General features: G+C 68.8%; 14 protein-coding genes and 3 pseudogenes. 5 read left to right on the top strand and 12 right to left on the bottom strand.

Translation table 11 applies throughout. The features are described 5' to 3' along the window. Positions 1–131: 131 nt before the first annotated feature. The 3 genes from LMU33_RS14960 to LMU33_RS14950 all read right to left on the bottom strand — a co-directional run bounded on the left by LMU33_RS14960 (position 132) and on the right by LMU33_RS14950 (position 2,661). Positions 132–716: a TetR/AcrR family transcriptional regulator gene (locus LMU33_RS14960; RefSeq protein WP_228620852.1), complete on the bottom strand. Its 585-nt coding sequence runs from the start codon at positions 714–716 to the stop codon at positions 132–134. A 118-nt stretch (positions 717–834) separates the two neighbouring features. After that, positions 835–1,629, bottom strand: coding sequence for an alpha/beta fold hydrolase (locus tag LMU33_RS14955; protein WP_228620851.1), 795 nt, complete (start codon positions 1,627–1,629; stop codon positions 835–837). A 132-nt stretch (positions 1,630–1,761) separates the two neighbouring features. Beyond that, complete coding sequence (locus tag LMU33_RS14950) at positions 1,762–2,661, bottom strand: SDR family NAD(P)-dependent oxidoreductase (RefSeq protein ID WP_228620850.1); 900 nt, start codon at positions 2,659–2,661, stop codon at positions 1,762–1,764. A gap of 519 nt (positions 2,662–3,180) precedes the next feature. Between LMU33_RS14950 and LMU33_RS14945 the strand changes: the two are divergent. The 4 genes and pseudogenes from LMU33_RS14945 (at position 3,181) to LMU33_RS14935 (ending at position 7,781) form a co-directional block, all read left to right on the top strand. Beyond that, a pseudogene (locus LMU33_RS14945) lies at positions 3,181–4,163 on the top strand (integrase core domain-containing protein). Between the two features lie 434 nt (positions 4,164–4,597). Continuing rightward, the gene (locus LMU33_RS41395; RefSeq protein WP_283844142.1) at positions 4,598–4,729 is read left to right on the top strand and encodes a hypothetical protein; all 132 of its coding nucleotides are present in this window, start codon (positions 4,598–4,600) and stop codon (positions 4,727–4,729) included. Positions 4,730–5,345: 616 nt separating this feature from the next. Next, positions 5,346–6,488, top strand: coding sequence for a globin domain-containing protein (locus tag LMU33_RS14940; RefSeq protein WP_228620849.1), 1,143 nt, complete (start codon positions 5,346–5,348; stop codon positions 6,486–6,488). A 159-nt stretch (positions 6,489–6,647) separates the two neighbouring features. Then, entirely contained in the window at positions 6,648–7,781 is a 1,134-nt protein-coding gene (locus LMU33_RS14935) for a nitric oxide synthase oxygenase (protein ID WP_228620848.1), read from the top strand. A gap of 36 nt (positions 7,782–7,817) precedes the next feature. On the opposite strand, the pseudogene LMU33_RS14930 reads toward LMU33_RS14935, so the two are convergent. The 8 genes and pseudogenes from LMU33_RS14930 to LMU33_RS14895 all read right to left on the bottom strand — a co-directional run. Then, positions 7,818–8,114 (bottom strand): annotated as a pseudogene (locus LMU33_RS14930) (transposase); the annotation flags it as partial. Further along, a pseudogene (locus LMU33_RS14925) lies at positions 8,114–8,692 on the bottom strand (integrase core domain-containing protein); the annotation flags it as partial. The pseudogenes LMU33_RS14925 and LMU33_RS14930, both read right to left, overlap by 1 nt. Positions 8,693–8,939: 247 nt before the next feature. Next, positions 8,940–10,916, bottom strand: coding sequence for a glycosyl hydrolase family 28-related protein (locus LMU33_RS14920; protein WP_372477964.1), 1,977 nt, complete (start codon positions 10,914–10,916; stop codon positions 8,940–8,942). A gap of 179 nt (positions 10,917–11,095) precedes the next feature. After that, positions 11,096–12,697 (bottom strand): glycoside hydrolase family 13 protein, encoded by a 1,602-nt coding sequence (locus tag LMU33_RS14915; RefSeq protein WP_228620847.1) that lies wholly within the window; start codon positions 12,695–12,697, stop codon positions 11,096–11,098. A 26-nt stretch (positions 12,698–12,723) separates the two neighbouring features. Continuing rightward, positions 12,724–13,590 (bottom strand): carbohydrate ABC transporter permease, encoded by an 867-nt coding sequence (locus LMU33_RS14910; protein ID WP_228620846.1) that lies wholly within the window; start codon positions 13,588–13,590, stop codon positions 12,724–12,726. After that, positions 13,587–14,528 (bottom strand): carbohydrate ABC transporter permease, encoded by a 942-nt coding sequence (locus LMU33_RS14905; protein ID WP_228620845.1) that lies wholly within the window; start codon positions 14,526–14,528, stop codon positions 13,587–13,589. The genes LMU33_RS14910 and LMU33_RS14905 overlap by 4 nt, the downstream gene beginning before the upstream one ends. 51 nt (positions 14,529–14,579) lie before the next feature. Beyond that, positions 14,580–15,938, bottom strand: a complete 1,359-nt coding sequence (locus LMU33_RS14900; protein ID WP_228620844.1) for an extracellular solute-binding protein — start codon at positions 15,936–15,938, stop codon at positions 14,580–14,582. A gap of 196 nt (positions 15,939–16,134) precedes the next feature. After that, positions 16,135–17,157 carry a LacI family DNA-binding transcriptional regulator gene (locus LMU33_RS14895; RefSeq protein WP_228620843.1) on the bottom strand — a complete coding sequence of 341 codons (1,023 nt, stop codon included), beginning with the start codon at positions 17,155–17,157 and terminating at the stop codon, positions 16,135–16,137. 451 nt (positions 17,158–17,608) lie between these two features. On the opposite strand from LMU33_RS14895, the gene LMU33_RS14890 reads away from it, so the two are divergent. Next, positions 17,609–20,851 carry a discoidin domain-containing protein gene (locus tag LMU33_RS14890; protein ID WP_228620842.1) on the top strand — a complete coding sequence of 1,081 codons (3,243 nt, stop codon included), beginning with the start codon at positions 17,609–17,611 and terminating at the stop codon, positions 20,849–20,851. Between the two features lie 114 nt (positions 20,852–20,965). Here the strand turns inward: LMU33_RS14890 and LMU33_RS14885 are convergent, their stop codons facing one another. Beyond that, positions 20,966–24,106: a carbohydrate-binding protein gene (locus LMU33_RS14885; RefSeq protein ID WP_228620841.1), complete on the bottom strand. Its 3,141-nt coding sequence runs from the start codon at positions 24,104–24,106 to the stop codon at positions 20,966–20,968. Positions 24,107–24,141 lie beyond the last annotated feature (35 nt).

Genomic DNA, 24,141 nt, shown 5'->3' with positions numbered 1-24,141 from the left:
CCCCTCAGTGCGGCGCGCGCGTCGGACGTTACAAGTGACGCTCGAACCGTTCACGCCCGCCGAGTCCGGCCGGGGGGAGGGGTACGGATCTGCCGGGGACGGTCGGCCCGCCCTGGGCGGTGGCGGGCCGCTCAGGTGTTCGGTGGCGTGGCGGTACGCATGCCCCCGAGCAGGGTGGCGAGGTAGCGGTGGCCGGTCTGCATGCGGTCCGCAAGGGTGCCGCCGTGGACGGTGACGGCGTGGGCGATGCCGCACATGAGGGGGACGAGGTCGGCGGCGGCGAGGTCGGGGCGGACGGCCCCGGCGTCGCGGGCCCGCTCGAGGAGCGTGGTCCCGGTCGACTGGAGCGACTTCTTGAGTTCCGTGGTCCGCGGAAGGGCATCCGTGGTCGTGGCGGCGACCGGGGGCAGGGCGGCATCGGTGATTTGTGCTTCGACGATGCGGGACAGGAAGTCCTCCAGGGCGCGCCCGTGGTCGGTGTCGGCCAGGGCGTGCCGGCCGTGTGCGGCGAGGGCTTCCAGGCAGGGGGTGGCAACGGTCTCCAGTAGCGCCTCGGGAGTGGCGAAGTGCCGGTAGACCGTGCCGACGCCGAGTCCCGCCCGGCGTGCGACGTCGTTGAGCTGCAGTGCGGTGCCCTGGTCGACCAGGTCGCGGGCGACGGCGACGATCCGCTCCCAGTTGCGGGCGGCGTCCTTGCGCAGCGGTGTGGTCGTCATGTGGGAACAGTCCAGGTCGCTCGTCTCAAGGCAGGCTTGCCGTCCGATCATATGCGGGCGTTTCCGGGTGCCGCGCCCGACGTGGGGGCGGGCCGCTCGGCCCGCCCCCGCGGGGCTGTCAGCCCTGGTCGCGCTGCCTGCTGAGGAAGCCGGTGATGATCTCCAACCATTGGTTCGGCTGCTCAAGGAAGGGCATGTGTCCGGTGGGGAGCTCGGCGGTCTGCGCTCCGGGGATGGCCGCGGCCAGGTCGTACTGGAGGGCGGCCGGTATCAGGGTGTCTGCGGTGGTGACGACGATCAGGGTCGGGGCGGTGATCGCGGCGAGGTCGTCGCGGACGTCGGCACGGCGGACCAGGTCGACCTGGGCTCCGGTGCCGGGCGGGAGGGCGGAAGCGGTCTGCTCGGCGGCCGCGCGCACCTGGGCGGGAGTGAGGGAGTTCAGCAACGGCGCGCTCACGGCCAGCTGGGTCAGGTACTGGGCGAGCAGCAGGTGCTGTCCGGTGTCGTAGAGCTGGTGCCAGATCGCGGCGGCCAGCTCGGTGCGGGTGTCCACGCGGGCGAAGGCCGCGCTCAGGACGAGCGCGGTGACCCGCTGCGGGTGGCGGACGGCCGCTCGGATCGCGACCGGGCCGCCGAGCGAGTATCCGCAGAGGGCGAACGTGTCGAGCCCTTCGGCGTCCGCCGCGGCGACAAGCTGGTCCGCCAGGGAATCGAGCTCCAGCGGCGTGGGCGTGGTGGGGGTCTGTCCTGAGCCCGGGTAGTCGACCCCGACGACGGTGTGCTGCGCGGCGAGCCCTTCCATGATCGGCCCGTAGTTGGCGTCGATACCGCCGCCGGCGCCATGGGCGAGGAGGAGGCCGGGGCCGGAGCCGTGAACGGTGCGGGCATAGGCGGTCGGGACTGCGTTGGTCATGTCGTGTCCTCAGTCGGGTGGGGATCGGCTCGGCGGTGGTCCGGCGAGTCTCGGGGGCGGGCGCGAGGGGCCGACGCGACCGCGTGACCGGTGCCCGGCGTTGTCGGCGTTACGGGCGTTGACGGTGAATGCTCACGCGTCTGTGCCGGCCGGCGTGGGTGCGTGGGCTTCGCTGAGCCGGCGCACGGCCTCGGCGAGGCGGCGGTCGGTGGCTGCGCGCAGCGGGGCGACCGGGTGGCTCTGTGGGCCGATGACCAGGCCGGTCCGGCCGGTCAGCGCGTTGTCGGTGGCGGCGACGATCGAGGGCCTGGCTGCCGCCGACGCCGGGCCGGAGGTGGAGCGCTCGAACTTGCGGCGTACCAGCGGCCACAGCAGCCGCAGCGGCGGGGAGACGATCTTCGGGTCGGTCAGGGTGCCCTTGGTCATCTCGGTGGCGGCGCCTCCAGGGTCGGCGGCGAAGACCGATACGCCCGTGCCGGCCAGTCGGGCGGCCAGGTCCAGGGTGTAGGCGAGGTTGGCGAGCTTGGCGCGGCCGTACCAGTGGAAGCCGTAGTAGCCGCCGGGCGGCTCGACGGCGTCGAACACCCGCTTGCCGACGGCAACCGCGCCCGAGGTCACGTTCACGATCCGGCTGGGCGCCCCGGCTGTGAGGGTGGGCAGCAGCAGTTCGGTCAGCAGGTACGGCGAGAGGTGGTTGACGACGAAGGACGCCTCGACGCCGCCCAGGATCCCGTGCTGCGGGAACATCGCTCCGACGTTGTTGACCAGCACCGTCAGCGGTTCCCCCGAGGCGGCGTGGTCGGCGGCGATCCGGTCGGCGAGCGCGCGTACCTGGTCGAGTGAGGAGAGGTCGGCGGACAGGAACTGGCCGGCGCCGTCTGGGCCCGACGCGTTGATCCGCTCGACCGCTCTGGCCCCCCGTTCCGCGTCGCGCCCGACCACGGTGACCGCGAACCCGGCGGCGGCCAGCCCGAGCGCCGTCTCCAGGCCGATGCCCCCTGTCCCCGCCGTGACCACAGCTGTCTTCGTCATGAGCTCCTCCACCCCGGCAGACAATCGGATAGTTCATCCGGTTAGCCGGGACGGTAGCACACATCCGGATTAACTATCCGGTTGGGCCTCATGGCGCGGGCCCGTCCACACGGCTTGGACCGCCACACGGGACGTCGTACGCCCCAGCCGCCCCTGCCGGCGCTCCTCGACGCCGCCGTGGCGTACTGGGGGCGCATGCGTCAGAACTTCGTAAGGTCGCAGAGGCAGTTGAGGGCCGTTCCGTGTCCGGTAGCGTCCCGAATGAATCAGCGGCACCGAACGAAACAGTCCGCACTTCGACGCAACGGAATACGAAGGCCGTGACCGTGCAGAGAGCTGGAACAGCGAAAAGGGCATGGGCGGTAGTCTGATGTGACACCAAACTGCACCCTCTGTGTGGTTCCTAGTCGGCCCCCACTCTGACGGGGAATCAGGTCGCGGAAGTCCGATAAGCCGACCCCGGCGTGCACCCTTGCGCCCCTGGCTCGCAGCAAGATTCTCGCCCTGCGCCACCAGATCATGGTCCTCGAACGACAGCTCGGGGAGGACCGGGTGAAGTTCGCCTCGGAAGACCGAGCCCTCCTCGCCGCTCTGCTGGTGCCGCTGCCGCGCCAGGTTCTGCGTCGGCTCCGGTTGCTGGTCCAACCCGACACCGCGCTGCGATGGCACCGCGACCTGATCAAGCAGCGCCACGCCCGCACCTGCCGACCGAAGAGGCCGGGCCGCCCGCCCACCGTTCGCTCGATCCGCAACCTGATCCTGCGCCTGGTCCGGGAGAACCCGTCGTGGGGCTACCGCAGAGTGCACGGCGAACTCGCCACCCTCGGCATCAAGGTCGCCGCCTCCACCGTCTGGGAGATCCTCAAGAACGAGGGCATCGACCCCGCGCCCGACCGAGCCGCCACCCCCTGGGCCGGCTTCTAGCACTCCCAGGCCGACGCCCTCCTGGCATGCGACTTCATCGAGACCGTCACCCTGACCGGCCGACGCCAGTACATCCTCGCCGTCATCGAGCACACCACCCGCCGCGTCCGGATCCTCGGCACCACGGCGCACCCCACCGCGCACTGGGTGAGCCAGGCCGCACGAAACCTGGTGATGGACCTGGAGGACGCCGGGACCACCGTCAAATATCTGATCCGGGACCGGGACGCGAAGTTCCCGGCACTCTCCGACCAGATCCTGGGCGAGGCCGGCATCCAGGTCGTGCTCACCGGTGTCCGGATGCCGCGCATGAACGCCATCATGGAGCGCTGGGTCCAGACCTGCCGCCACGAACTCCTGGACCGCACCCTCATCTGGAACGAGCGCCACCTGCGCCACGCCCTCGGCCAGTTCGAGAGCACCACAACACCCACCGGCCCCATCAAGCGATGAACCAGGCCGCACCACTGCGCGCTGTCCCCGAACCAATCACCGATATCGGACGGATGTCCCGTCTGGACATACGCCGCCGGAACCGGCTCTCCAGAGTGATCCACGAGTACCGACACGCTGCCTGACCTGGTCGGACGAAATATTCGGCAGCCGCTGGGCCGGCACCGTCCGCCGCGAGTGCACCGACCGCCTACTCATCATGAACGAACGGCACCTGCGCACCGACCCGAACACCTACACCGACCACTACAACCGGCACCGCCCCCACCGATCCACACCAACGATCTCCCCAAGCCTCGGAGACCAGCCAGACGGCACCTGTCATCCCCTTCGGTGGCCGCGTCCGCCGCACTCAACTACTCGGCGGCCCCATCAACGAACACCAGCAAGCAGCCTGACGACAGGAACACAAGCGGCCTGATCATCAGCCCGAACCAGGGTTTTCACGCGGGTCACCCATACCGCTGCCCGGGAACCCGAGTGCCCCGGTTATCCGGATTTACCGACAGAGATCATGTTCATCTCGCTGAATTCACTCGGTATTACGCTGTCGTGAGCCATGACTTCTGAATCCAGCGCAGCTCCCGACACCGACTGGTTTCGGGTGGCAATTCGAGCGGGCTTCGGCATCTCACCGGCAGAAGCGGACGCGGATTTCGCGGAGTTGCCGGGCTGCCGCGCCGCGGTCTGATTCCGGCCGGATCCACACACTTCCTCCGGTCGGTTCCGCGTCCACTCCCCCTCCTCGGCGCCGAACACACGCGTGCCAGGCCGGCCTGCGCGAGTCGGGGCGAGGTCGTGCCTATCCTTTGGTTGACGGGTGAAGATTGTGTATTAGGGTGAATGCGGTCCTGTCGATCGCCACCGAACGGCAGGACATCCCAGGGAGTTCCGCCCCGTCCGTTCCCAAGTTGCCTGTGTGCCAGTCAAGTTGATCCCTGGCGTCGTATCGAGACGGCGCCACAGCCGAATGGCGGACCCTTTCTGGGTGCTGGATGGGCATCCGGCACAGCGGAACCCCGTGCCGGTCATCGGCCTGTCCCCGGCAACCGCGACCGGATGTGCAGCGGTCGCGGCGGTCCCCGCTCCCCACTGCTCTGACCCTGAATTTCCCTCATGGTGATGACGATTCAATCTGAAGCGGGAGGCGCCCGATGATATTCTCCCGTGCGCCGCGAGAACGCCATGACGCACCGGATGCCACGGCGCAGTCACCGGAATCAGCAGCGCCTCCTTCCACTCCCTCGCCCCCGGCGCCGAGTCCGCTGCCGGACCTCGTGCCGCTGACTGCGGAGGAAATCGCCCTGATGCGCGCGAGTGTGGCCGCGGTCGGCCCGTACGCAGCGGACATGACGGTGTATTTCTACGCCATTCTGTTCGCACGCTACCCCGAGGTGCGCGGGCTCTTCCCGGACAACCTGGACGTCCAGCGCGACCGGTTGCTGCGCGGGCTGCTGCAGATCGTCGACCTCGTCGACGACCCGGAGAACCTGATCCGGTTCTGCGGCCGGCTCGGTCGCGACCACCGCAAGTTCGGGGCGCTGAACGGCCACTACCCCGCGGTGGGCGAGTGCCTGCTCGCATCCCTGGCCCGCTACGCCGGCCCGGCGTGGAGCCCCGAGCTGGCCGCCGCATGGACGCACGGATACGGCGTCGTCGCGCAGGTGATGATGCACGCTGCGAGGGAGGACGCCCGTACGGCGCCCGCGGTGTGGGAGGCGGAGATCATCCACCACCTGCACCGCGGCCATGGCATCGCGGAAATCACCGTGCGGCCCGACGCCCCCTACCCGTACACGGCAGGCCAGTACGCGAGCGTGGAGACGCCCTGGCACCCCAGGACGTGGCGCTACTACTCGCCCGCGCACGCGCCGCGACCGGACAACACCGTGACCTTCCACGTGCGTGCGGTCGCCCAGGGCCAGGTCAGCCAAGGCCTGGTCTACAGCGCCAAGCCCGGGGACGTGGTGCGGCTCGGACCCACTCAGGGCGACATGACGCTCGACCCGCGCAGCGACCGGGATCTGGTGTGCGTGGCCGGCGGGACCGGCATGGCCCCCATCAAGGCCCTGGTCGAGGACGCGGCCCGCACCGGGACAGAGCGCTACGTCGACGTCTTCGTCGGCGCTCGGACCGCCGAGGAGCTCTACGGCCTGGACGACATGCTCAGGATGTCCCAGCGGCACCACTGGCTCTCTGTGCGGGCCGCGGTGTCGCACGAGCGTATTGCGGGGCTGGAGGGCAGCCTGCCGCGGGTGCTGAACGAGTTCGGGCCGTGGTACCGGCACGAGGCGTTCCTCTCCGGCCCGGTGGACATGGTCACGCAGACCAGCGCCACCCTGGCCCGGCAGGGCATCCCGCAGGAGCGGATCCATTTCGACCCCTTCGACGTCCCCGCACTCGAGGCCGCGTTACTGCCCCGGAAATTGCGGGAACCGCCCGAGGACTGAGCGTCCGGCCGACCCGGCCCCGGCCGTGCGGCCACTCGCTTGCCGCGCCCGCCTGCCGGACTCGGCATCGCCCCGTCCGCTCCCGGCCGTGCGGCCGCCGTACCACCGCCGGCGCGCCGGGCTCGTGTGAGCACCAGACCCCGAGCAGGAGAGAATCCGATGCAACTCCCCCCTTCGTCCGGCCCGGCTCCGCGCCGCCCATCGGCGCACGAGGCCGTCCTGGCGGCCGCCGAGGTGTTCATCCGGCAGTACGCCGCCGAGAACCCGGGCGACGGCGACCCGCGTCGGCGGCTCGCGGAGGTCACCGCGGAGGTGGAGCGCTTCGGCACGTACGAACACACTGCGGCGGAGGTGGCGTACGGCGCGCGGGTGGCCTGGCGCAACGCGGCGCGCTGCATAGGCCGGCTCTACTGGAACAATCTGATCGTGCGGGACCTGCGGCACGTCACGCATCCCGACGACATCGCCGGTGAGTGCTTCGAGCATCTGCGGATCGCGACCAACGGAGGCCGTATCCGGCCGGTCATCAGCGTCTTCGCCCCCGATCGCCCCGGCCGGCCCGCCGCCACGCTGCTGGGCGAGCAGTTGGTGCGCTACTCGGACGACCCGCGCAGCACCCACCGGGTGGCGCTGGCCCGGGACTTGGGCTGGAAAGGCGGTGAAACGCCCTTCGAGATAATGCCGTTGCTGGTGCAGCCCGGCTCCGGCCTGACTCCGGAGTTGTACGAGGTGCCCGAGGACGCCGTGCTGGAGGTGCCGTTGACGCATCCGCGCCATCCCGGGTTCGCCGCCCTCGGTCTGCGCTGGTACGCGGTGCCGGCCGTCAGCGACATGTCGCTGGAGATCGGCGGGGTCACGTACCCGGCCGCGCCCTTCAACGGCTGGTACATGGGCACCGAGATCGGCTCGCGCAACCTCGCCGACACCGACCGCTACAACCTGCTGCCTGCCGTCGCCGAGCTGTTCGGCCTCGACACCCGCAACGAGCGCACTCTGTGGCGCGACCGCGCCCTGGTCGAGCTCAACCTGGCGGTCCTGCATTCTTACGAGCAGGCGGGGGTGAGCATGGCCGACCACCACACGGAGTCGCGGCGGTTCCTCGCGCACGTGGACCGCGAGAGGCGGCACGGGCGCCCTGTGCCGACCGACTGGAGCTGGATCGTCCCGCCCCTGTCCGGAGGGGCGACCGCGGTGTTCCACCGCTACTACGACCCCGAGGATCCCGAGCTACGGCCGGCCTTCGTGCACCGGACCGCAGAGGTGCCGCGGGGGTGCCCCTACGGCGCGGCCTGAGAGGGCGTTTGAAGTAGGCAGATTGCCCTTGATGCCCTAGTAAGTTCCTCGCCAGGTGGGGGTGGTCTCGTCCGTTATGCGCCTGGCGAGGTTGTCGACCGGAGCAATGTGGATCATGACTTCGGAGCTGGCGGTGAGGGTCTCGTAGTCGCGGGCCAGGCGGCGGTGCATCATGATCCAACCGATACTTCGCTCGACCACCCAGCGTCTTTTCACGACGTGAACGCGAGTATCCGGGTTTCTGTTGACGACTTCGACATCTATTCCGAGGCGGGCGCCGTGCTCGACGAGAGCGTTCTTGAAGCTGGTGTCGACCCAACTCTTTGAGATGGTCAGTACTCGTTGATCAGGCCACCGAGGATCCGGGTCCGTAGCACCTTGCGGGTGTCGAGGTCATGTACGGTGGCGGGCTGTTCGTGAGCCTCGGGCGGTAGCTGGTGTCGGGCCTGGTGGGGTCGGTGCTCGTTGTGGTGCCGCTCGTAGGCGGCAAGGACCTTTCGAGCATGGGCCTCGTTCGCGATGGGGACATGATCGAGGACCTCGCACCGGATGCTGCCGATGATCCGTTCGCAGTGGGGGTTCATCCGAGGAGCTCGCGGCGCGCTCTTGAGGATCTCCATGTCCTCGGCCTGGAAGACGCCGTCGAGCGCCTCGCCGTACTTGCCATCACGATCACGCAGCAAAAAGCGCAGGGCCTTCATGCATATGCCCATGTCGACGGCGAGATTCCTCGCCTGCTGCACCGTCCGATCCCGCGTCGGATGGGCGGTGACCCCGGCGATGTGCAGGCGCCGGGTACCGTGCTCGAGGAACGCCAGCGCGTACAACCGCCCACCCAGCGCGGTGTCGATGTGGAAGAAGTCTGCCGCGATGATGCCCTCGGCTTGGACGGTGAGGAACTCACGCCAAGTGCGAATGCCCGCCCCTGCGCTCGCTGCCCGCTCCGATCGAGGACCCGGACCGGATCGCCCATCTGGACATACAACGGCGAGCACGACTCGGCGTCACCCTCCACGAGTACCAACATGCCGCCTGAACAGCACGGATGAGGCATTCGGCAAGCGCACGTCCAGGCGGTCCAGGGCCTCGCAGCCGGCCGCCCGGCCCCGGAGCCTGGAGGCCCGGGGAGGTGACCGTCGCAGGGGATCCTCCGGACTCCTACGGCCAGGGGCTCGGTGCGGGTGGGGGCACCACCGCAGGCCGGTCGTCGCAGGTGATGGTGTTGGGGAGTTCCCACGGCGCGAGCCAGGACCCGTTGCCGCCGCGGTCGGAGACGGAGAACTCCGAACCGGCAGGGGTGAAGTGGAAGGACCCGCAGTTGTTGACGCTGACCGCACCGACGTTGCGGGCCTGCACGTCTTCGAAACTCGCCGACCCCGCGGCGCGGGCGCTCACCACGGACGTGCCCGTACCGTCGACTCTGATGTCCTTGAAGTGCACGTTGGTGATCGAGTACTTGTCCTTGACCGGCCAGTCGGCGACGAACATCACCGCGTTGTAGGTGTTGTCGAGGAAGGAGTCGCCCACCACCTCGACGTCCGCGCTGATGTCCTTCTCCAGGGCGTAGAGCCAGATCGCCCCGAGCCCGATGTTCCAGTTGAGCTCGTAGGTACCGGCACGCACGGTGGTGTTGTCGGTGATCCACAGGTGGCCGGTGAAGGCTTCGGCGCCGAAACGGGAGCCGACCTGGACAGCGCTGCCCTCCCGGACAGGATCCGCGACGAGGTTGCCGGAGACGGTGTTGTCCGTTCCGCCGTACACCGCGATGCCGTTGGCCAGCACCGGGGTCTGCACGGTGTTGTGGTCGAAGACGTCGCCCGCGTCCTCCGTCTTCTCCGACCACATGGCCAGCCCGTCGTCGCCGGTGTTCCGGATGAAGTTGTCGGAGACGAGGGAGTCGGTCACCCCGGTGTGGAAGTTGATGCCGTCGGCGATCTGGTCCGCGATCTGGTTGCCGGTGATCCGCAGGTTGCTCATGGGCCCGTCGAACCACATGCCCACCTTGGTGTGGTGGATGTAGAGCCCCTCGATGGTCGAGTCGCTCAGTGCCCCGCCGATGCCGTTCACCTGATCGGTGTCGATCCGTTCGCGCACGTCGCCCTCGACGGCGAAGCCCGACAGGTGCACGTGGTGGCTGCCGCCCGCCGAAGCGTCCCTGCCGTAGAAGCCGACGCCGGTGTGGACCGAGCCGTCCGGGGCCGGTGCCGCGAGGGTGACCTGGTGGCCCTTGATGATCGTGTACCAGCTGCCGGCACCCTCGATCGTGATGTCGTCGACGATGATGTGACGGTTGACCTGGTACGTCCCCGGAGGGATGTAGACCTTCAGGTGTGCCCGTCCGGCGAAGGCTATGGCCTTGTCGATCGCGTCGGCGGAGTCGCGCCGTCCGCTGGGGTCCGCCCCGAAGGCCAGCACGTTGGCCGCGGACAGGTCCGCCTTCGGTGGAGCGACGAGTTGGGAGTCCATCAGGTCGATCACGGTGGTCGCGGCCTCGCTGCGCTGCGGCACGCGCAGCCGGATGTGTGCAGCCGCCGGATAGGTACGGCCGAGCAGCAGCCGCTGCTCGTCGTAGAAGTGGTTCGGCCGGAACGGCTTGGGAATCACCGGGGCCGGGGTGGTGGCGCCTGGGACGCAGCCGCACTCGGTGATCCACCAGTCGGGGTGCAGCAGGTCGGCGGTGGGGTCATTGGTGAACGGATACTGGTTGTACAGCCAGGCGTACTGCGAGGTCAGCGTCATGGTGCTGCGGTGGCGTCCGTTCACGCTGACGTCGAGCGGGGCGGTGATCCCGCCGCCGGTCGGGGCGTCCGGGACGCTGTAGCGCACAGTGATGGCGTTGGCGGCACGCGGCAGCGTGAACTCGACGTACTGGCCGGGCGCGAGACTGACCGCACCACGGCCTGAAGCCTCGGCGGCGAGCGTGTACGCGGTGCGACCCGGCCCGATGACGGTGCCGTCGGTCGGGGCGTGCTCCGCCTCCTGCTCCAGGAACCCGAGGTCGGCTCCGCGACCGGCGACCAGGGTGGGGTCGAGCCCGGCGCGGGTCACCGGCGTGGCCTGGGTCCCCCGGGCGGCACCGGCCACCGCCGCGACGACGCCGGCCGGTACGGCGGTGAGGCCGACCGTCGCTGTCACGACCGCCAGGGCTGCGGCGGCTCTTCGCCGCGCGCCGGTACGTCTGCTTGTGCGGTTCACTGCGCCTCGATTCTGTGGTGGAAGGCGATGGATCCTCGCGGGAGCTGTGGGAAGGGGTGGGCCGTGCCGCCCACTTCCATGAGCGGCACGGCCCGGGTGCGGCCGGTGCCGCGTCCGGGTCAGGGCAGGCGCAGCCAGACCGCGGTATCGGTGGGCAGTTGCCCGTCCCTCAGCGGTGCACTGCTCAGCAGGACCTGCCGGTGCGGTGGCAGCGGTGCCGGCTCCGATCCCAGGTTGACGACGCAGCCGAAGCCGGGGTCGCGGGTGAAGGAGAGGACCTGGGGGCCGCTGGGAAGCCAGGTCATCTGCCCGTCGCCGAGGGCGGTCTCGCTCCGGCGCAGGCGCAGCGCCGTGCGGTACAGGCTCAGCATGCTGCCCCGGTCCGCCACCTGCTGCTCCGCCGTCATCGCCGACCAGTGCCGAGGCTGGGGCAGCCAGGGCTGAGTGCCCTCGGGGCCGAAGCCGAACGGCGGGGCGTCGCCGCTCCACGGCAGCGGCACGCGGCAGCCGTCCCGGCCGGGGTCGGCTCCTTGGGTGCGGTGGAACATCGGGTCCTCGATGACCGAGTGCGGCAGGTCCTCGACCTCGGGCAGGCCGAGCTCCTCGCCCTGGTAGAGGTAGACGGAGCCGGGCAGGGCCAGGCTCAGCAGCGCTGCCGCCCGGGCGCGCCGCGTGCCCAGTGCGAGGTCGGTGGGGGTGCCGTGGGCCTTGGCCGCGAAGTCGAAGCCGGTGTCGGCGCGGCCGTAGCGGGTGACGGTCCGGGTCACGTCGTGGTTGGCCAGCACCCAGGTGGCGGGCGCGCCGACGGGCGTGTGTACGGCCAGTGTGGTCGTGATCGCCTCGCGCAGCCGCGCGGGGTCCCAAGGGCAGGTGAGAAAGCCGAAGTTGAAGGCGGTGTGGAGTTCGTCTGGGCGCAGGTAGCGGGCGAAGCGCTCGGGGTCGGGCAGCCAGACCTCGCCGATCAGGGCGCGCGGCGGGGTGTAGGACTCGGCGACCTTGCGCCAGTCCCGGTACACGTCGTGGATCTCGTCGCGGTCCAGGTAGGGATGTGGGTCCGCGCCGTCCACCAGGTCGGGAAGCGCCGGGTCCTTGATGACCTCGGCAGCGGAGTCGATGCGGACCCCGGCCGCGCCCCGGTCGAACCAGAAGCGCAGCACCTCCTCGTGCTCCCGGCGCACCTCGGGGTGCTGCCAGTTCAGGTCGGGCTGGGCGGAGGCGAAGCGGTGCAGGTACCACTGGCCGTCCGGGACGCGGGTCCAGGCACTGCCACCGAACTGCGACATCCAGTTGTTGGGAGGAAGTTCGCCCCGCTCGCCTCGGCCCTCACGGAACCAGAACCGATCGCGCTCCGGCGAGCCGGGGCCTGCGGCGAGCGCATCCTGGAACCAGCGATGCCGGTCGGAAACGTGGTTGGGGACGATGTCGACGATGGTGCGGATACCCGACGCGAGTGCCTCGGAGATCAGCTTCTCGGCCTCTCCCAGGCTGCCGAAGGCCGGATGGATGGCCCGGTAGTCGGCCACGTCGTAGCCGCCGTCGGCCATCGGTGAGGCGTACCAGGGGGTGAACCAGAGTGCGTCGACACCGAGTTCGGCGAGATACGGCAGCCGGGACCGGACGCCCGCCAGGTCGCCCACCCCGTCGCCGTCCGTGTCGGCGAAGCTGCGCACGTAGATCTGGTAGATCGCGGCGCCACGCCACCACTCGTGGGGTTGGTGCACGGTAGAAGTCTCCTCGGGAGATGGTGTCAGCCCTTGAGGCTGCCGGCGGTGAGCCCGGACATGATGTTGCGTTGGAAGATCAGGAAGAAGACCACCGTCGGCACGGCGGAGATGGCCGAGGCGGCGATCAGCACGTTCTCCGGCACGCCCAGGGAGAGCGAGTAGATACCGGCGTTGAGCGTCTGCCTGGTCGGGTCGGGCTCGGCCAGCAGCGGCCAGAGGAAGTCCTTCCACACGTTGACCAGGGCGAAGATGGACACCACGCCGATGATCGGCCGGGACATGGGCAGCACGATGGAGAGCAGTGTGCGCAGCGGTCCGGCGCCGTCGATGGCGGCGGAATCGAGCAGTTCCTGGGGCACGGAGTCGAAGAAGCGCTTCAGCAGGTAGATGTTGAAGGCGTTGGCCACCGACGGGAGCCAGATCGCCCAGGGGGAGTTGAGCAGGTTCTGGTGGATCAGCGGCAGGTCCAGCACGGTCAGGTACTGCGGGACGACCAGCACCATGGCCGGGATCATGAGGGTGGCCAGCATCAGGCCGAGGATCGCGTTGCCCAGCGCCGGCCGTAGTTTGGACAGCGAGTAGGCCGCGGCGACGTCCAGGACGAGCTGGAAGGCGAGTGCCCCGAAGGCGTACCAGAGCGTGTTGAGCAACAGGTGGGCGATGTTGAGGCGAGTCCACGCGTCGCTGTAGTTGGAGGCCTCGATGTGGTGCGGGTAGAAGGTGGGCGGGGTCTGGATGGACTCGGTGGTGCCCTTGAGCCCGCCCGTCACCAGCAGGTAGAGGGGGCCGAGGAAGGCCAGCGTGAAGGCGGCGACGACCAGGATCAGCGTCGCGCGGTAGAGCGTGCGGTTCAGCTGGGCCGGATTGACCAGGGTGCGGGTGTCGCTCATGACTCCAGCCTCCGGTTGAGTCGCACGTAGATCACCGAGAACCCGGCGAGCACCAGCAGCAGGAGCAGCCCGAGGGCGCAGGCGGCGCCGTAGTTGGAGAAGTTGAAGGCGTACTGGTAGATCAGGTAGACGACGGTGGTGGTCGAACCCTCCACCCCCTGGCCGCCGTTGGTGAGGATGAAGGGCTCGACGAAGACCTGCATGGTGGCGACGATCTGAAGCATCAGCATCAGCGAGAGAACGAGCCGGGTCTGTGGGATTGTCACGTGCCAGACGCGCCGCAGCAGTCCGGCTCCGTCCAGTTCGGCGGCCTCGTAGAGCTCACCGGGTATGTTCTGCAGCGCCGCCAGGTAGATCAGCGTGGCGCTGCCCATGTTCATCCAGGTGGAGGCGACGACGACGGCGAGCATCGCCATGTCCGGGGACTGCAGCCAGCCGGAGGTGGGCAGGTGCAGCAGCTGCAGTGACCGGTTGATCGGCCCGTACTCGGGGTTGTACAGGTACTTGAACAGCAGCAGCGAGGACACCGGCGGAAGCATCACCGGCAGGTACACCAGGATCCTCAGGTAGCCGCGCGCGTGCCGCAGTTCGTTCATCACCACGGCCGTGACGAACGGCAGCGCGAAGCCGAACAGCAGGGCCAGGCCGGTGAATTCGGCGGTGTTCCGCCAGGCCGGCCAGAAGCTGGGGTCGTGCACGATCTGGTCGAGGTTGTGCAGGCCGACCCAGGTGGTCCTGCCCGCCTTCGCCTTCTGGAAGCTCATGATCACTTCGCGGACCATGGGATACCACTGGAAGCAGGCGAAGCAGAGCACCGCGCCGATCAGGAAGCCGTGTGCGGTGAGGTTGCGCTGTACGGATCTGCGCAGTGCCCCGGCCCGGTCGGCCGCCCTGGCGGGCGGCGCGTCGGTTCCGGAGGATGCGGTCGCGACCGCCATCGTCGATCTCCTTGGGAGGCTGCTCGTCCCGGGGCCTGGCGGCCCTTGCGGCTACTGGGCGTTGGCGAGGACCTGGTTGACCTGCTGCTCAGCGGTGTCCAGCAACTTCTTCAGGTCTGCGTTGCGGCTCGTCAGTGCGGACGCCATCGTGGTGTCCAGGATCTTGTAGATGGCCTGGGCGTTGCCGGGCTCGGTGACGCCGGGAACGTTGGCCTTCACGAAGGGCTCGAAGGCCTGTACCGACATGGTGGCGTTGGCAGCCTTGAGCTGGGCGTCCTTGGTGGCGGTGGCACCCTGGAACAGCTGCGGCTGGGGCAGGCCGACCGCCTGGCCGGAGGACTTGGAGCGGGGGTAGTTGTACTGCTGGCCCTGGCCCTCCGTCAGCCAGAGGTAGCTGAGCAGCTGGATCCCGGCCTTGATCTGCTCGGGGGTGTCCTTGACGTTGAACATGTAGTCGTCGCCGCCGGTGAGGGTGCCGACGCCGGGTGCGCTCTGGCCGGGGACCGGGCCCATGCCGAAGTCCTCGTAGTGGGCGCCGAGGCTCTGCACCATGTAGGTGATGTCGTCAGGGGCGGCGATGTACATCCCCAACTTGCCCGCGGCCATCTGCTTCTGGAGGTCGCCCCACTTGTAGAGCTGGGTGCTGCCCATGACGTTGTCGTCGAAGCGGAGCTTGTGCAGGTTCTGCAGCACGGCCAGGCCCTGTGGGTTGTTGAAGGCCGCCTTGGTGCCGTCGTCGCTCACCATCCGGCCGCCCTGGGCGTAGATCTCGGCGGTGAAGTGCCAGCCGCCGTTGTTTCCCGCGCTGTAGTCGCCGTAGCCCGCGATGCCCTTGCCCAGGGCGGCGATCTTCTTGGCGTCGGCCTCGACCTCGGCCCAGGTCTGCGGCGGTTGGTCGGGGTTCAGCCCGGCCTTCTGGAAGAGCTTCCGGTTGATGATCATGCCCATGGTGTAGTTGGTGCGCGGAATGCCGTAGATCTTCCCGCCGGACTTCTGGGTGTCCCACACCGAGGACATGATGTCGTCCTTGACCGGCAGGTTCTCGGAGGTGACGTACTTCGTGATGTCGGCCGCCTGGCCGGCGTCCAGGACCTGCTGCTTGTCCGTGAAGTAGGTGTAGAAGACGTTGGGCTCGGTGCCGCCCTTGAGCGCGGCTGTGAACAGTTCAGGGGTCTCGCACGGGAACGTGTCGATGCTCTTCACCGTGATGTTCGGGTGCAGCTTCTCGAAGGCCGCGATGTCGTCGGCCCACTGCTTGCGCTGCGTCGGGCGGCTTTTCGGCGGGGCGCAGTCGATGGAGATCGTGACCTTGCCGTTGGTCGGCTTGGCACCGCCGTCGGAGGAACTGGAACAGGCGGCAGCGGTCAGGGTGAGAGCGCCGGCGATCAGCAGCGCTGCGGATCTGCGCATGGGTGGAAGACCCCTTCATGGGCGGAGTGCGTGGGGATGTGGCGTGCCTCACTTAAGCACCGACCCTGTCGGTGCCGCAATATCTCGACGGTATTTTGCAAGAAGTCAACGCGAAACCGTGACGGGGTTCGCCACAAACAACGCAAGGGCCGCACCCCGTGGGGGTACGGCCCTTGCCGGCGCTGCGAGTTGGCGCTCAGTCAGCGGCTGGGCTCTCTCGCGCCAGACCGGTGGATCCGCGCACCACGAGCTCCGGCTCGAAGAGCAGCTCGTCGTGGGTGACCTTGGCGCCGGCCAGCTCTCCCACGAGCAACTCCACGGCGGCGCGGCCCATCGCCTCGATGGGCTGGCGGATGGTGGTCAGCGGCGGATCGGTGCAGGTCATGAAGGAGGAATCGTCGTAGCCGATGATCGACACGTCCCGGGGCACATCGAGCCGGCGCCTGCGGGCAGCGCGCACCGCCCCCAGGGCCAGCGGGTCCGAGGCGCAGATGATGCCAGTGACACCGCGCTGCAGCAGGCGCGCAGCCGCGGCCTGCCCGCCCTCCAGGGAGAACAACGCGTGTGCGACGTCCGCCTCCTCGAGCTCCAGCCCGGCCCCCTCCAGTACTGTGCGAGCGGCCGCCAGCTTGCGCCGCGACGGCATGTGATCGGGCGGGCCGAGCACCAGGCCGATCCGCCGGTGGCCCAGCGACAGCAAGTGCCCGGCGCCCTGTTCCACCGCGACCGCGTCGTCGCAACTGACCTGTGGGAAGTCCAGGTCGGGTATGGCGGCGTTCATGAGCACCGTCGGCAGACCGCGGCGGGACAGCCGCTCGTAGTGCTCGTGCGGGGACTCGGCCTGGGCGTACAGGCCACCGAAGAAGATCACGCCCGAGACCTGCTGCTGGAGCAGCAGTTCCACATAGTCGGCTTCGGAGACGCCGCCCGCCGTCTGCGTGCACAGCACCGGGGTGAAGCCCTGCTGCGCCAGGGCACTGCTGACCACCTCGGCGAAGGCGGGGAAGATGGGGTTCTGCAGCTCCGGCAGGACCAGCCCGACCAGCCTCGAGCGCTCGCCCCGCAGCTGGGTCGGGCGCTCGTAGCCGAGCACGTCCAGGGCGGTCAGCACGGCCTCGCGGGTCTGCTCGGAGACACCGGGCTTGCCGTTGAGCACCCGGCTGACCGTCGCCTCGCTGACCCCGACTTTCCTGGCCACCTCGGCAAGTCGTCGTGTCATGGCTCAAGCCTAGGGCATGATCCGCAATCCACTTACGGCCTGGCGTAAAAATTCGTCATTCTTTGCAGCAAGAACGTCGGGACAGCCACGGCGAGAAAGCTCCACCCGGGGACGATCCGACGCCAGGGGCGGAGGCACCCTGCCCAGGTGGGTAGGCCTTCTCCGTACGCCGACGCGACCACGAGACTGGAGATCGATAACTTACAAGAAAAAGTAAGCTTGAAACAAACTTCGGTCGGAATATTGCTCGTCTCTGCCCGAGCCAATACGGTGCTGCACGCGCCGCCGCCTGTGATCGGATCCTCCCGCTCCACCTGTTCGCACCTGCCCCACCTTGCCCGGCCACGAGGGGCCGGCGAAGCGCTGCGTCGTGCCCAAGGGCACCTGACCTCGGGCACCCCACCCGACGGCGGCACGCCTCACGACGGCTTCGGTTCCCAAGGAGCAACCCTTGTTCCAGTCCCTACGCACACTCAGACGCGCGGTCGCCCTGGGCGGCACCAGCGCAGTGCTGGTCGCCACGGGCGTCCTCCTGGCGGCGCCCCCGGCATGGGCCGCCGCCACCGGCGGCAACGGTGCCGCCCTGCCCTATGTCGAGGTCCAGGCGGAGAACGCCGCCACCAACGGCAACGTCATCGGTCCCAGCTACACGCAGGGCCAGCTGGCCGACGAAGCCTCCTACCGCAAGGCCGTGACGCTGCAGGGGGCGGGCAAGTACGTCACCTTCACCACGCCGGTGGCCACGAACTCGATCAACTTCCGGTACAGCATCCCGGACAGCTCGAACGGGTCGGTCTACAACGCGCCGCTGTCCCTGTACGTCAACGGCACCAAGCAGAGCAACTTCACCCTGACCAACGCATACAGCTGGTTCTACGGCAGCTACCCCTTCACCAACAGCCCGGGCAGCAACCCGCACCACTTCTTCGACGAGGCCCATCGCCTCTTCACGCAGACCTATCCGGCCGGGACCACCTTCACGCTGCAGGTGGACCCCGAGGACACCGCGTCGTCCTACACCATCGACTTCGCCGACTTCGAGCAGGTCGGTGCCCCGCTGACGCAGCCGGCCGGCTCGGTGTCGGTGACCAGCAAGGGCGCGGACGCGACCGGAGTCAACGACTCGACCAGCGCCTTCAACTCGGCGATCAGCGCCGCGGGCGCCGGTGGCACCGTGTGGATGCCGCCCGGCACGTACAAGATCCCGGGCCACATCGCGGTGAACAACGTGACGATCGCGGGCGCCGGCATGTGGTACTCGACGGTCACCGGGTCGGCGCCGGGCTTCTACGGCAACTCCGCGCCGTCGCCGAGCACCGGCGTGCACCTGGAGAACTTCGCGATCTCCGGTGACGTCCAGGACCGCAACGACGGCGCGCAGGTGAACGGCATCGGCGGCGCGATGAGCAACTCCACCGTGTCCAGCGTGTGGATCGAGCACGAGAAGGTCGGCGCCTGGATGGACGGGCCGATGGACGGCCTGACCTTCAGCGGCATGCGGATCCGCGACACCACCGCCGATGGCATCAACTTCCACGGCGGCGTGACCAACTCCAAGGTCACGGGGAGCGACATCCGCAACACGGGCGACGACGGCATCGCGACCTGGGCGGACGCCGGCATCGGCGCGGACGCCAACGACACCATCTCCGACAACACGGTGCAGCTGCAGATGCTCGCCAACGGCATCGCGATCTACGGCGGGCACGACAACACCGTGAGCGGCAACCTGGTGCAGGACACCGGCATCACTCAGGGTGGCGGCATCCACGTCGGGCAGCGCTTCAGCTCCACCCCGGTCGGCACCACGACCATCTCCGACAACACGCTGATCCGCAACGGAAGCCTCGACCCCAACTGGCAGTTCGGGGTCGGCTCTCTGTGGTTCGACGGCAGTCAGGGGGCCATCAACGGCCCGGTCAACGTGACCAACGCGCTGATCCAGCAGAGCCCCTACGAGGCGATCCAGTGGGTCGAGGGCACCGTCAGCGGTGTCCACCTCAACAACGTGACCATCGCCGGGACCGGCACCTTCGCCCTTCAGGAGCAGACCGGCGGCTCGGCGAGCTTCACCAACGTCACCGCGACCGGCGTCAACGGGCCCGCACCCGTCTACAGCTGCGAGGGTGGCAACTTCACGGTGACCGACGGCGGCGGCAACTCGGGCATCGACGGCACCGCGTACTGCGGCGGGTGGCCCACCCCGGTCTACCCGCCCTATCCGGCCAGCACGGTCACCGCCTCCCCGAGCGCACTGAGCTTCGGCTCGCAGGCCGGCGGTACGACCAGCCCGGCGCAGACCGTGACGGTCTCCAACCCGACCGGTTCGTCCGCCTCCGTCTCCTCCATATCCACCAGCGGCGACTTCGCCCAGACCAACACCTGCGGCAGCTCCGTCCCGGCGAACGGCTCGTGCACCGTCAGCGTCACCTTCACGCCGACGGCGACCGGCAACCGCACCGGAACGCTGACCGTCAAGGCGGGCGGCACCACCAACACCGTCAGCCTCTCCGGCACCGGCACCGCCGCCGGACCCGCGCTGAACGCCAGTCCGACGAGCCTGTCGTTCTCCGACACGGTCGTCGGCTCCACCGCCTCCGCGAAGACGGTGACAGTGACCAACACCGGCACCACCACGGCGACCGTATCCAGCGTCGCGGCGACGGGCGACTTCAGCCAGACCAACAACTGCTCCACCATCGCCGTCGGTGCGTCCTGCACGGTGAGCGTCACCTTCAAGCCCACCGCCCCCGGATCCCGCACCGGCACCCTCACCGTGTCCAGCAACGCGAACAACAACCCGCTCACGGTGGCCCTCGCCGGCAGCGGCATCGACAGCAGCACCAACGTGGCGGCCGGCCGGCCGGCGTCGGCGAGTTCGAGCAACAGCCCGTACGTCGCCTCGAACCTCACCGACTCCGACCCGTCCAGCTACTGGGAGGGCACCAACGGCTCGTTCCCGCAGTGGGCCCAGGTCGACCTCGGCCAGAGCTACAGCATCGGCAAGGTCGTCCTCAAGCTGCCGCCGTCGACGGCATGGGGGGCCCGCACACAGACCCTGTCACTGCTGGGTTCCACGGACGGCTCCACCTTCTCGACCATCGTGGGATCGGCCGGATACACCTTCGATCCCAACACCAACACCAACACGGTGACCATCACCTTCAACGCCACCACGGCGCGCTACGTGCGGGCGAACATCACCGCGAACACCGGTTGGAACGCGGCCCAGTTGTCGGACTTCGAGGTGTTCACCAGCGGCAACGGCTCCGGCACCGTCAGCACCGATCTCGCCGCCGGCAAGGCCACCGGCGAGTCCAGCCACACCCAGACCTACGCGTCGTCCAACGTGACGGACGGCAACCAGTCCACCTACTGGGAGAGCGCCAACAACGCCTTCCCGCAGTGGGTGCAGGTGGACCTCGGCTCCCAGCAGAGCGCGTCCCGCGTGGTCCTCAAGCTGCCCGCCGGCTGGGGCGCCCGCGACCAGACGCTGTCGCTGCTGGGCAGCACCGACGGCACCGCCTTCTCCACCGTCAAGGCGTCGTCCACGTACACCTTCGACCCCGCCACCAGCAACACGGTCACCATCACTTTTCCCGCGACCACCCAGCGGTACTTCCGGGTGAACATCACGGCGAACACCGGTTGGCCGGCGGGACAGATGTCAGAGTTCCAGGTCTGGAACACCTGAACTGACCCGAACCCAAGGTGCCGCCGGGCCCTGTGGGCTCGGCGGCACCGTCATGCCGTCCGTTTCGGCAGGCACAGACACCAGCAGGGACGTACCGGTGAGGTGCCGGTCGATTCAGGAGCTCCAGACCTGGAACTCCGAGAGCTGCCCGGCCGGCCACCCCGAGTTCGCCGTGATGTTCACCCGGAAGTAGCGCTGGGCGGTAGTGGGGAAAGTGATGGTGACGGTGTTGTTGCCGGACGGGTCGAAGGTGTAGCTCGCCGACGCCTTGAGGGTGGTGAAGATGGCGTTGTCCGTGCTCGCGAGCAGGGACAACGTCTGGGTACGGGCGCCCCAGCCGACGGGCAGCTTGAGGACGACGCGGGACGCGCTCTCGGCGGAGCCGAGGTCGACCTGGATCCATTGCGGGAAGGCGTTGTTGGCGCTCTCCCAGTAGGTGGACTGGTTGCCGTCGGTGACGTTCGACGACGCGTAGGTCTGGGTGTGGCTGGACTCGCCGGTGGCCTTGCCGGCGGCCAGGTCGGTGCTGGTGGTGGCGCCCGTGCCGGACAGCGCCACGGTGGTGGGGCTGTTGGAGGCGTTGCCGTTGATGGTGAGTGTGCCGGTGCGTGTACCGGAGGCGGTCGGCGTGAAGGTGACGCTGACCGAACAGGAGGCCCCCGCGGCAATGGAGGTGTCACAGGTGTTTGTCTGGGCGTAGTCACCGGAGACGGTGACACCGGAGATCGTCGCTGTCGCCGTACCGGTGTTGGTCACCGTGACCGTTTGCGCCGCGCTGGTGGTGTGCAGCGTCTGGCCGGCGAAGGTCAGCGAGGCCGGCGAGACCGACAAGGTGGCCGACGGGGAGCCGCTCGCCGCGGCGAAGCTGAGGTGGTTGAGATTCCAGCCGCTGTTGTCCTGGTTGAGCGTGAGGACCTGCCGACCGGCCGGGAGTGTGACATTGGCGGTGACCGTGGTCCAGGTCTGCCAGCCGCCGGTGGCGGGGATGTCGACCGCTCCGCTGAGGTTGGTTCCGGATGCGTTGGACAGGTGCAACGCATTGGTCACGGCGGCGGGAGCCGCGGTCCTCAGGCTGACGGTGTAGGTGCCGGCCGTGGCGACGTCCACGGTGTAGCGGAACCACTGCCCGCTGCTGGTCCAGCCGAGGTTGTAGCCGCCGCCGGTGTCGGAGGTGGTCTCCAGGTCGACGCCGTCGGAGCGGTAGGCAGTGCCGTTGCCGTTGACCGAGCTGACGTTGTAGGCGACGCCCTGACCGCCGGTGTCGTAGTTCTCCGCCTGCACGGTGCCCGGCACCGCGGCGGGAGTGCCGCCGTAGGGACCCTCGGGGGCGGGGTTCTGCCAGCTGTTGTCGCTCACCATCGCGGTGAAGCCGCTGGAGTTGTTGGTGAACGCGGTGTTCCCCGAGTGCAGTCCGGTGAGGGTGTTTCCGGTGATCGTGGCGGATCCGCTGGGCGCCGGGTAGTACGGCGGTGCGATCACCACTCCGTTGCGGCCGGGGTTGGTGATCGTGTTGTTCTGCAGCAGCGTGTTGGTCGAGGTGGAGAAGCCGATCCCGTCGTAGAGGGAGTCGGACACGGTGTTGCCGGTGACGGTGACGTGGTCGACGACGCCGGTGTTCTGGCCGTCGCCGCCGTTGCCGATGTGCAGCGCGGGCTGGCCCTGGCTGTAGGCGTTGCCGCCCGACCTGACGACGACGTTGCCGGTCACGGTCGCGGACAGCAGGTCGTTGCCGTTGACGCCGAAGCGGCCGGCGCCCAGTCCGATGTACCGCGCGGTGTCGCTGATGTAGTTGTTGCTGACCTGGTGGCCGCTTCCGCCGTAGATCCCGATGCCCTTGCCGCCCCACGGCGCGATCGCGGTGTTGTCGGTGAAGGTGATGTGAGTCATCGGGTTGTAGTAGGTCGTCGTGCTGCCGCTGGTGTTGTAGTTGACCGAGTTGATCGCCATCGCGTCGTCACCGGTGCCACGCACGAAGTTGTTCGTGGCGGTCAGGTCGTTTCCGGTGTTCGCGTCGAGCGACACGTTGTTCAGGTTGATCCCGTCGGCCCAGATCGAGGTCAGGCGGCTGTTCTGCACCTTTCCGCCGGTGCCCGAGGCCCAGAAGCCGGACATGGTGTGCTGGGTCCAGATGCCGTCGGCCACCCAGTTGGTGCCGGTGGTGTCCATGGCGCCACCGTCGCCGCCGACAGTGCCGCGGCTGACGGCGTTGGCGTCGATGTGGAAGTCCCGTACGGTGCACGAGGTCAGGGAGAACAGCGCCGCCAGGGGGGTGCTGTTGGGCACCGGCACGTCACGGTAGATCGTGGTGTACCACATCCCGGCCCCGGCGATGGTGATGCCCTGCGCGCGCAGGCCGGTGGTGCCCTTCACGTAGAAGGTGCCCTGCGGAAACCAGAGGACCTTGCCCTGGGACTGCGCCTGGTTGATGCAGTTCTGGATGGCGGCGGTGCTGTCCACCGACTGGGTGTCGGCGGACCCGTTGGTCGGGTTGTCGTCGGACACCGCGCCGCAACTGGTGATGGAGATCGAGTTGGCGGGTTGGGCGATCGGTGCCGGCGGGTTCTCCACGTCGATGGCGTCGACGTCGTAGAACGAGGCACTGTTCGAGGAGTCCTTCTGCAGCGAGAAGGTGCTGCCGGGGGCGATGGGCGTGCCCACGACGAACGTGTGCGACTCGTCGAAGAACACCCGCGGAGAGCCGTCCGCCGGGTTCTGGTTGTCGCTGGTGTTGTAGTTGTTGTTGCCCTCATACACCCAGGTCTGCTTGGAGTTGAGGTTCAACGCCTGCCGGAAGGTGCCGTTGACGTACAGGTTCAGCGTGCCGGTGGTGCCGCCGCCCGACGAGGAGTCGGGAATGCTGGCCCGGACGTTGATGAAGCTGATGGGTCGGCCCGTGTTGTTCGTCCACTGCACCGACTGACCGGTGGTGCCCAGGTGGACGTACGCGTGCCCGGACGCCTCGAGTGCAGCGCTCGAGTACTGCGTCGTTGGCGCCGAGGTCAGCGACACCCTGCCGGCGCCCCCGCCCAGGGTGCCGGCCTCGGCCTCATAGGTGGTGAACGGAGTGGTGGCGCCCGCCGATGTGCCCGCGGCCGGCGCCGCGTCGGCGGCCGACGCCGGTGGGGCAGCCGCGGTGCGGGAGGCGGCGCCGGCCGGCGCGAAGGACATCCACACCAGGCCGAGCGCGGCGACAAGGGCCACAGCCAGGCGCGGGGCGAGCCCCGTGCGGCGTAAGGGCCTTGGGATCTCACGCATTGGATGCTCCTTCAGGGAATGTGGGGGATCGGCGC

Source organism: Streptomyces barringtoniae (genome assembly GCF_020819595.1).
GTDB classification, from domain to species: Bacteria; Actinomycetota; Actinomycetes; order Streptomycetales; family Streptomycetaceae; genus Streptomyces; species Streptomyces barringtoniae.
This window is presented reverse-complemented; position numbering and strand designations above follow the sequence as displayed.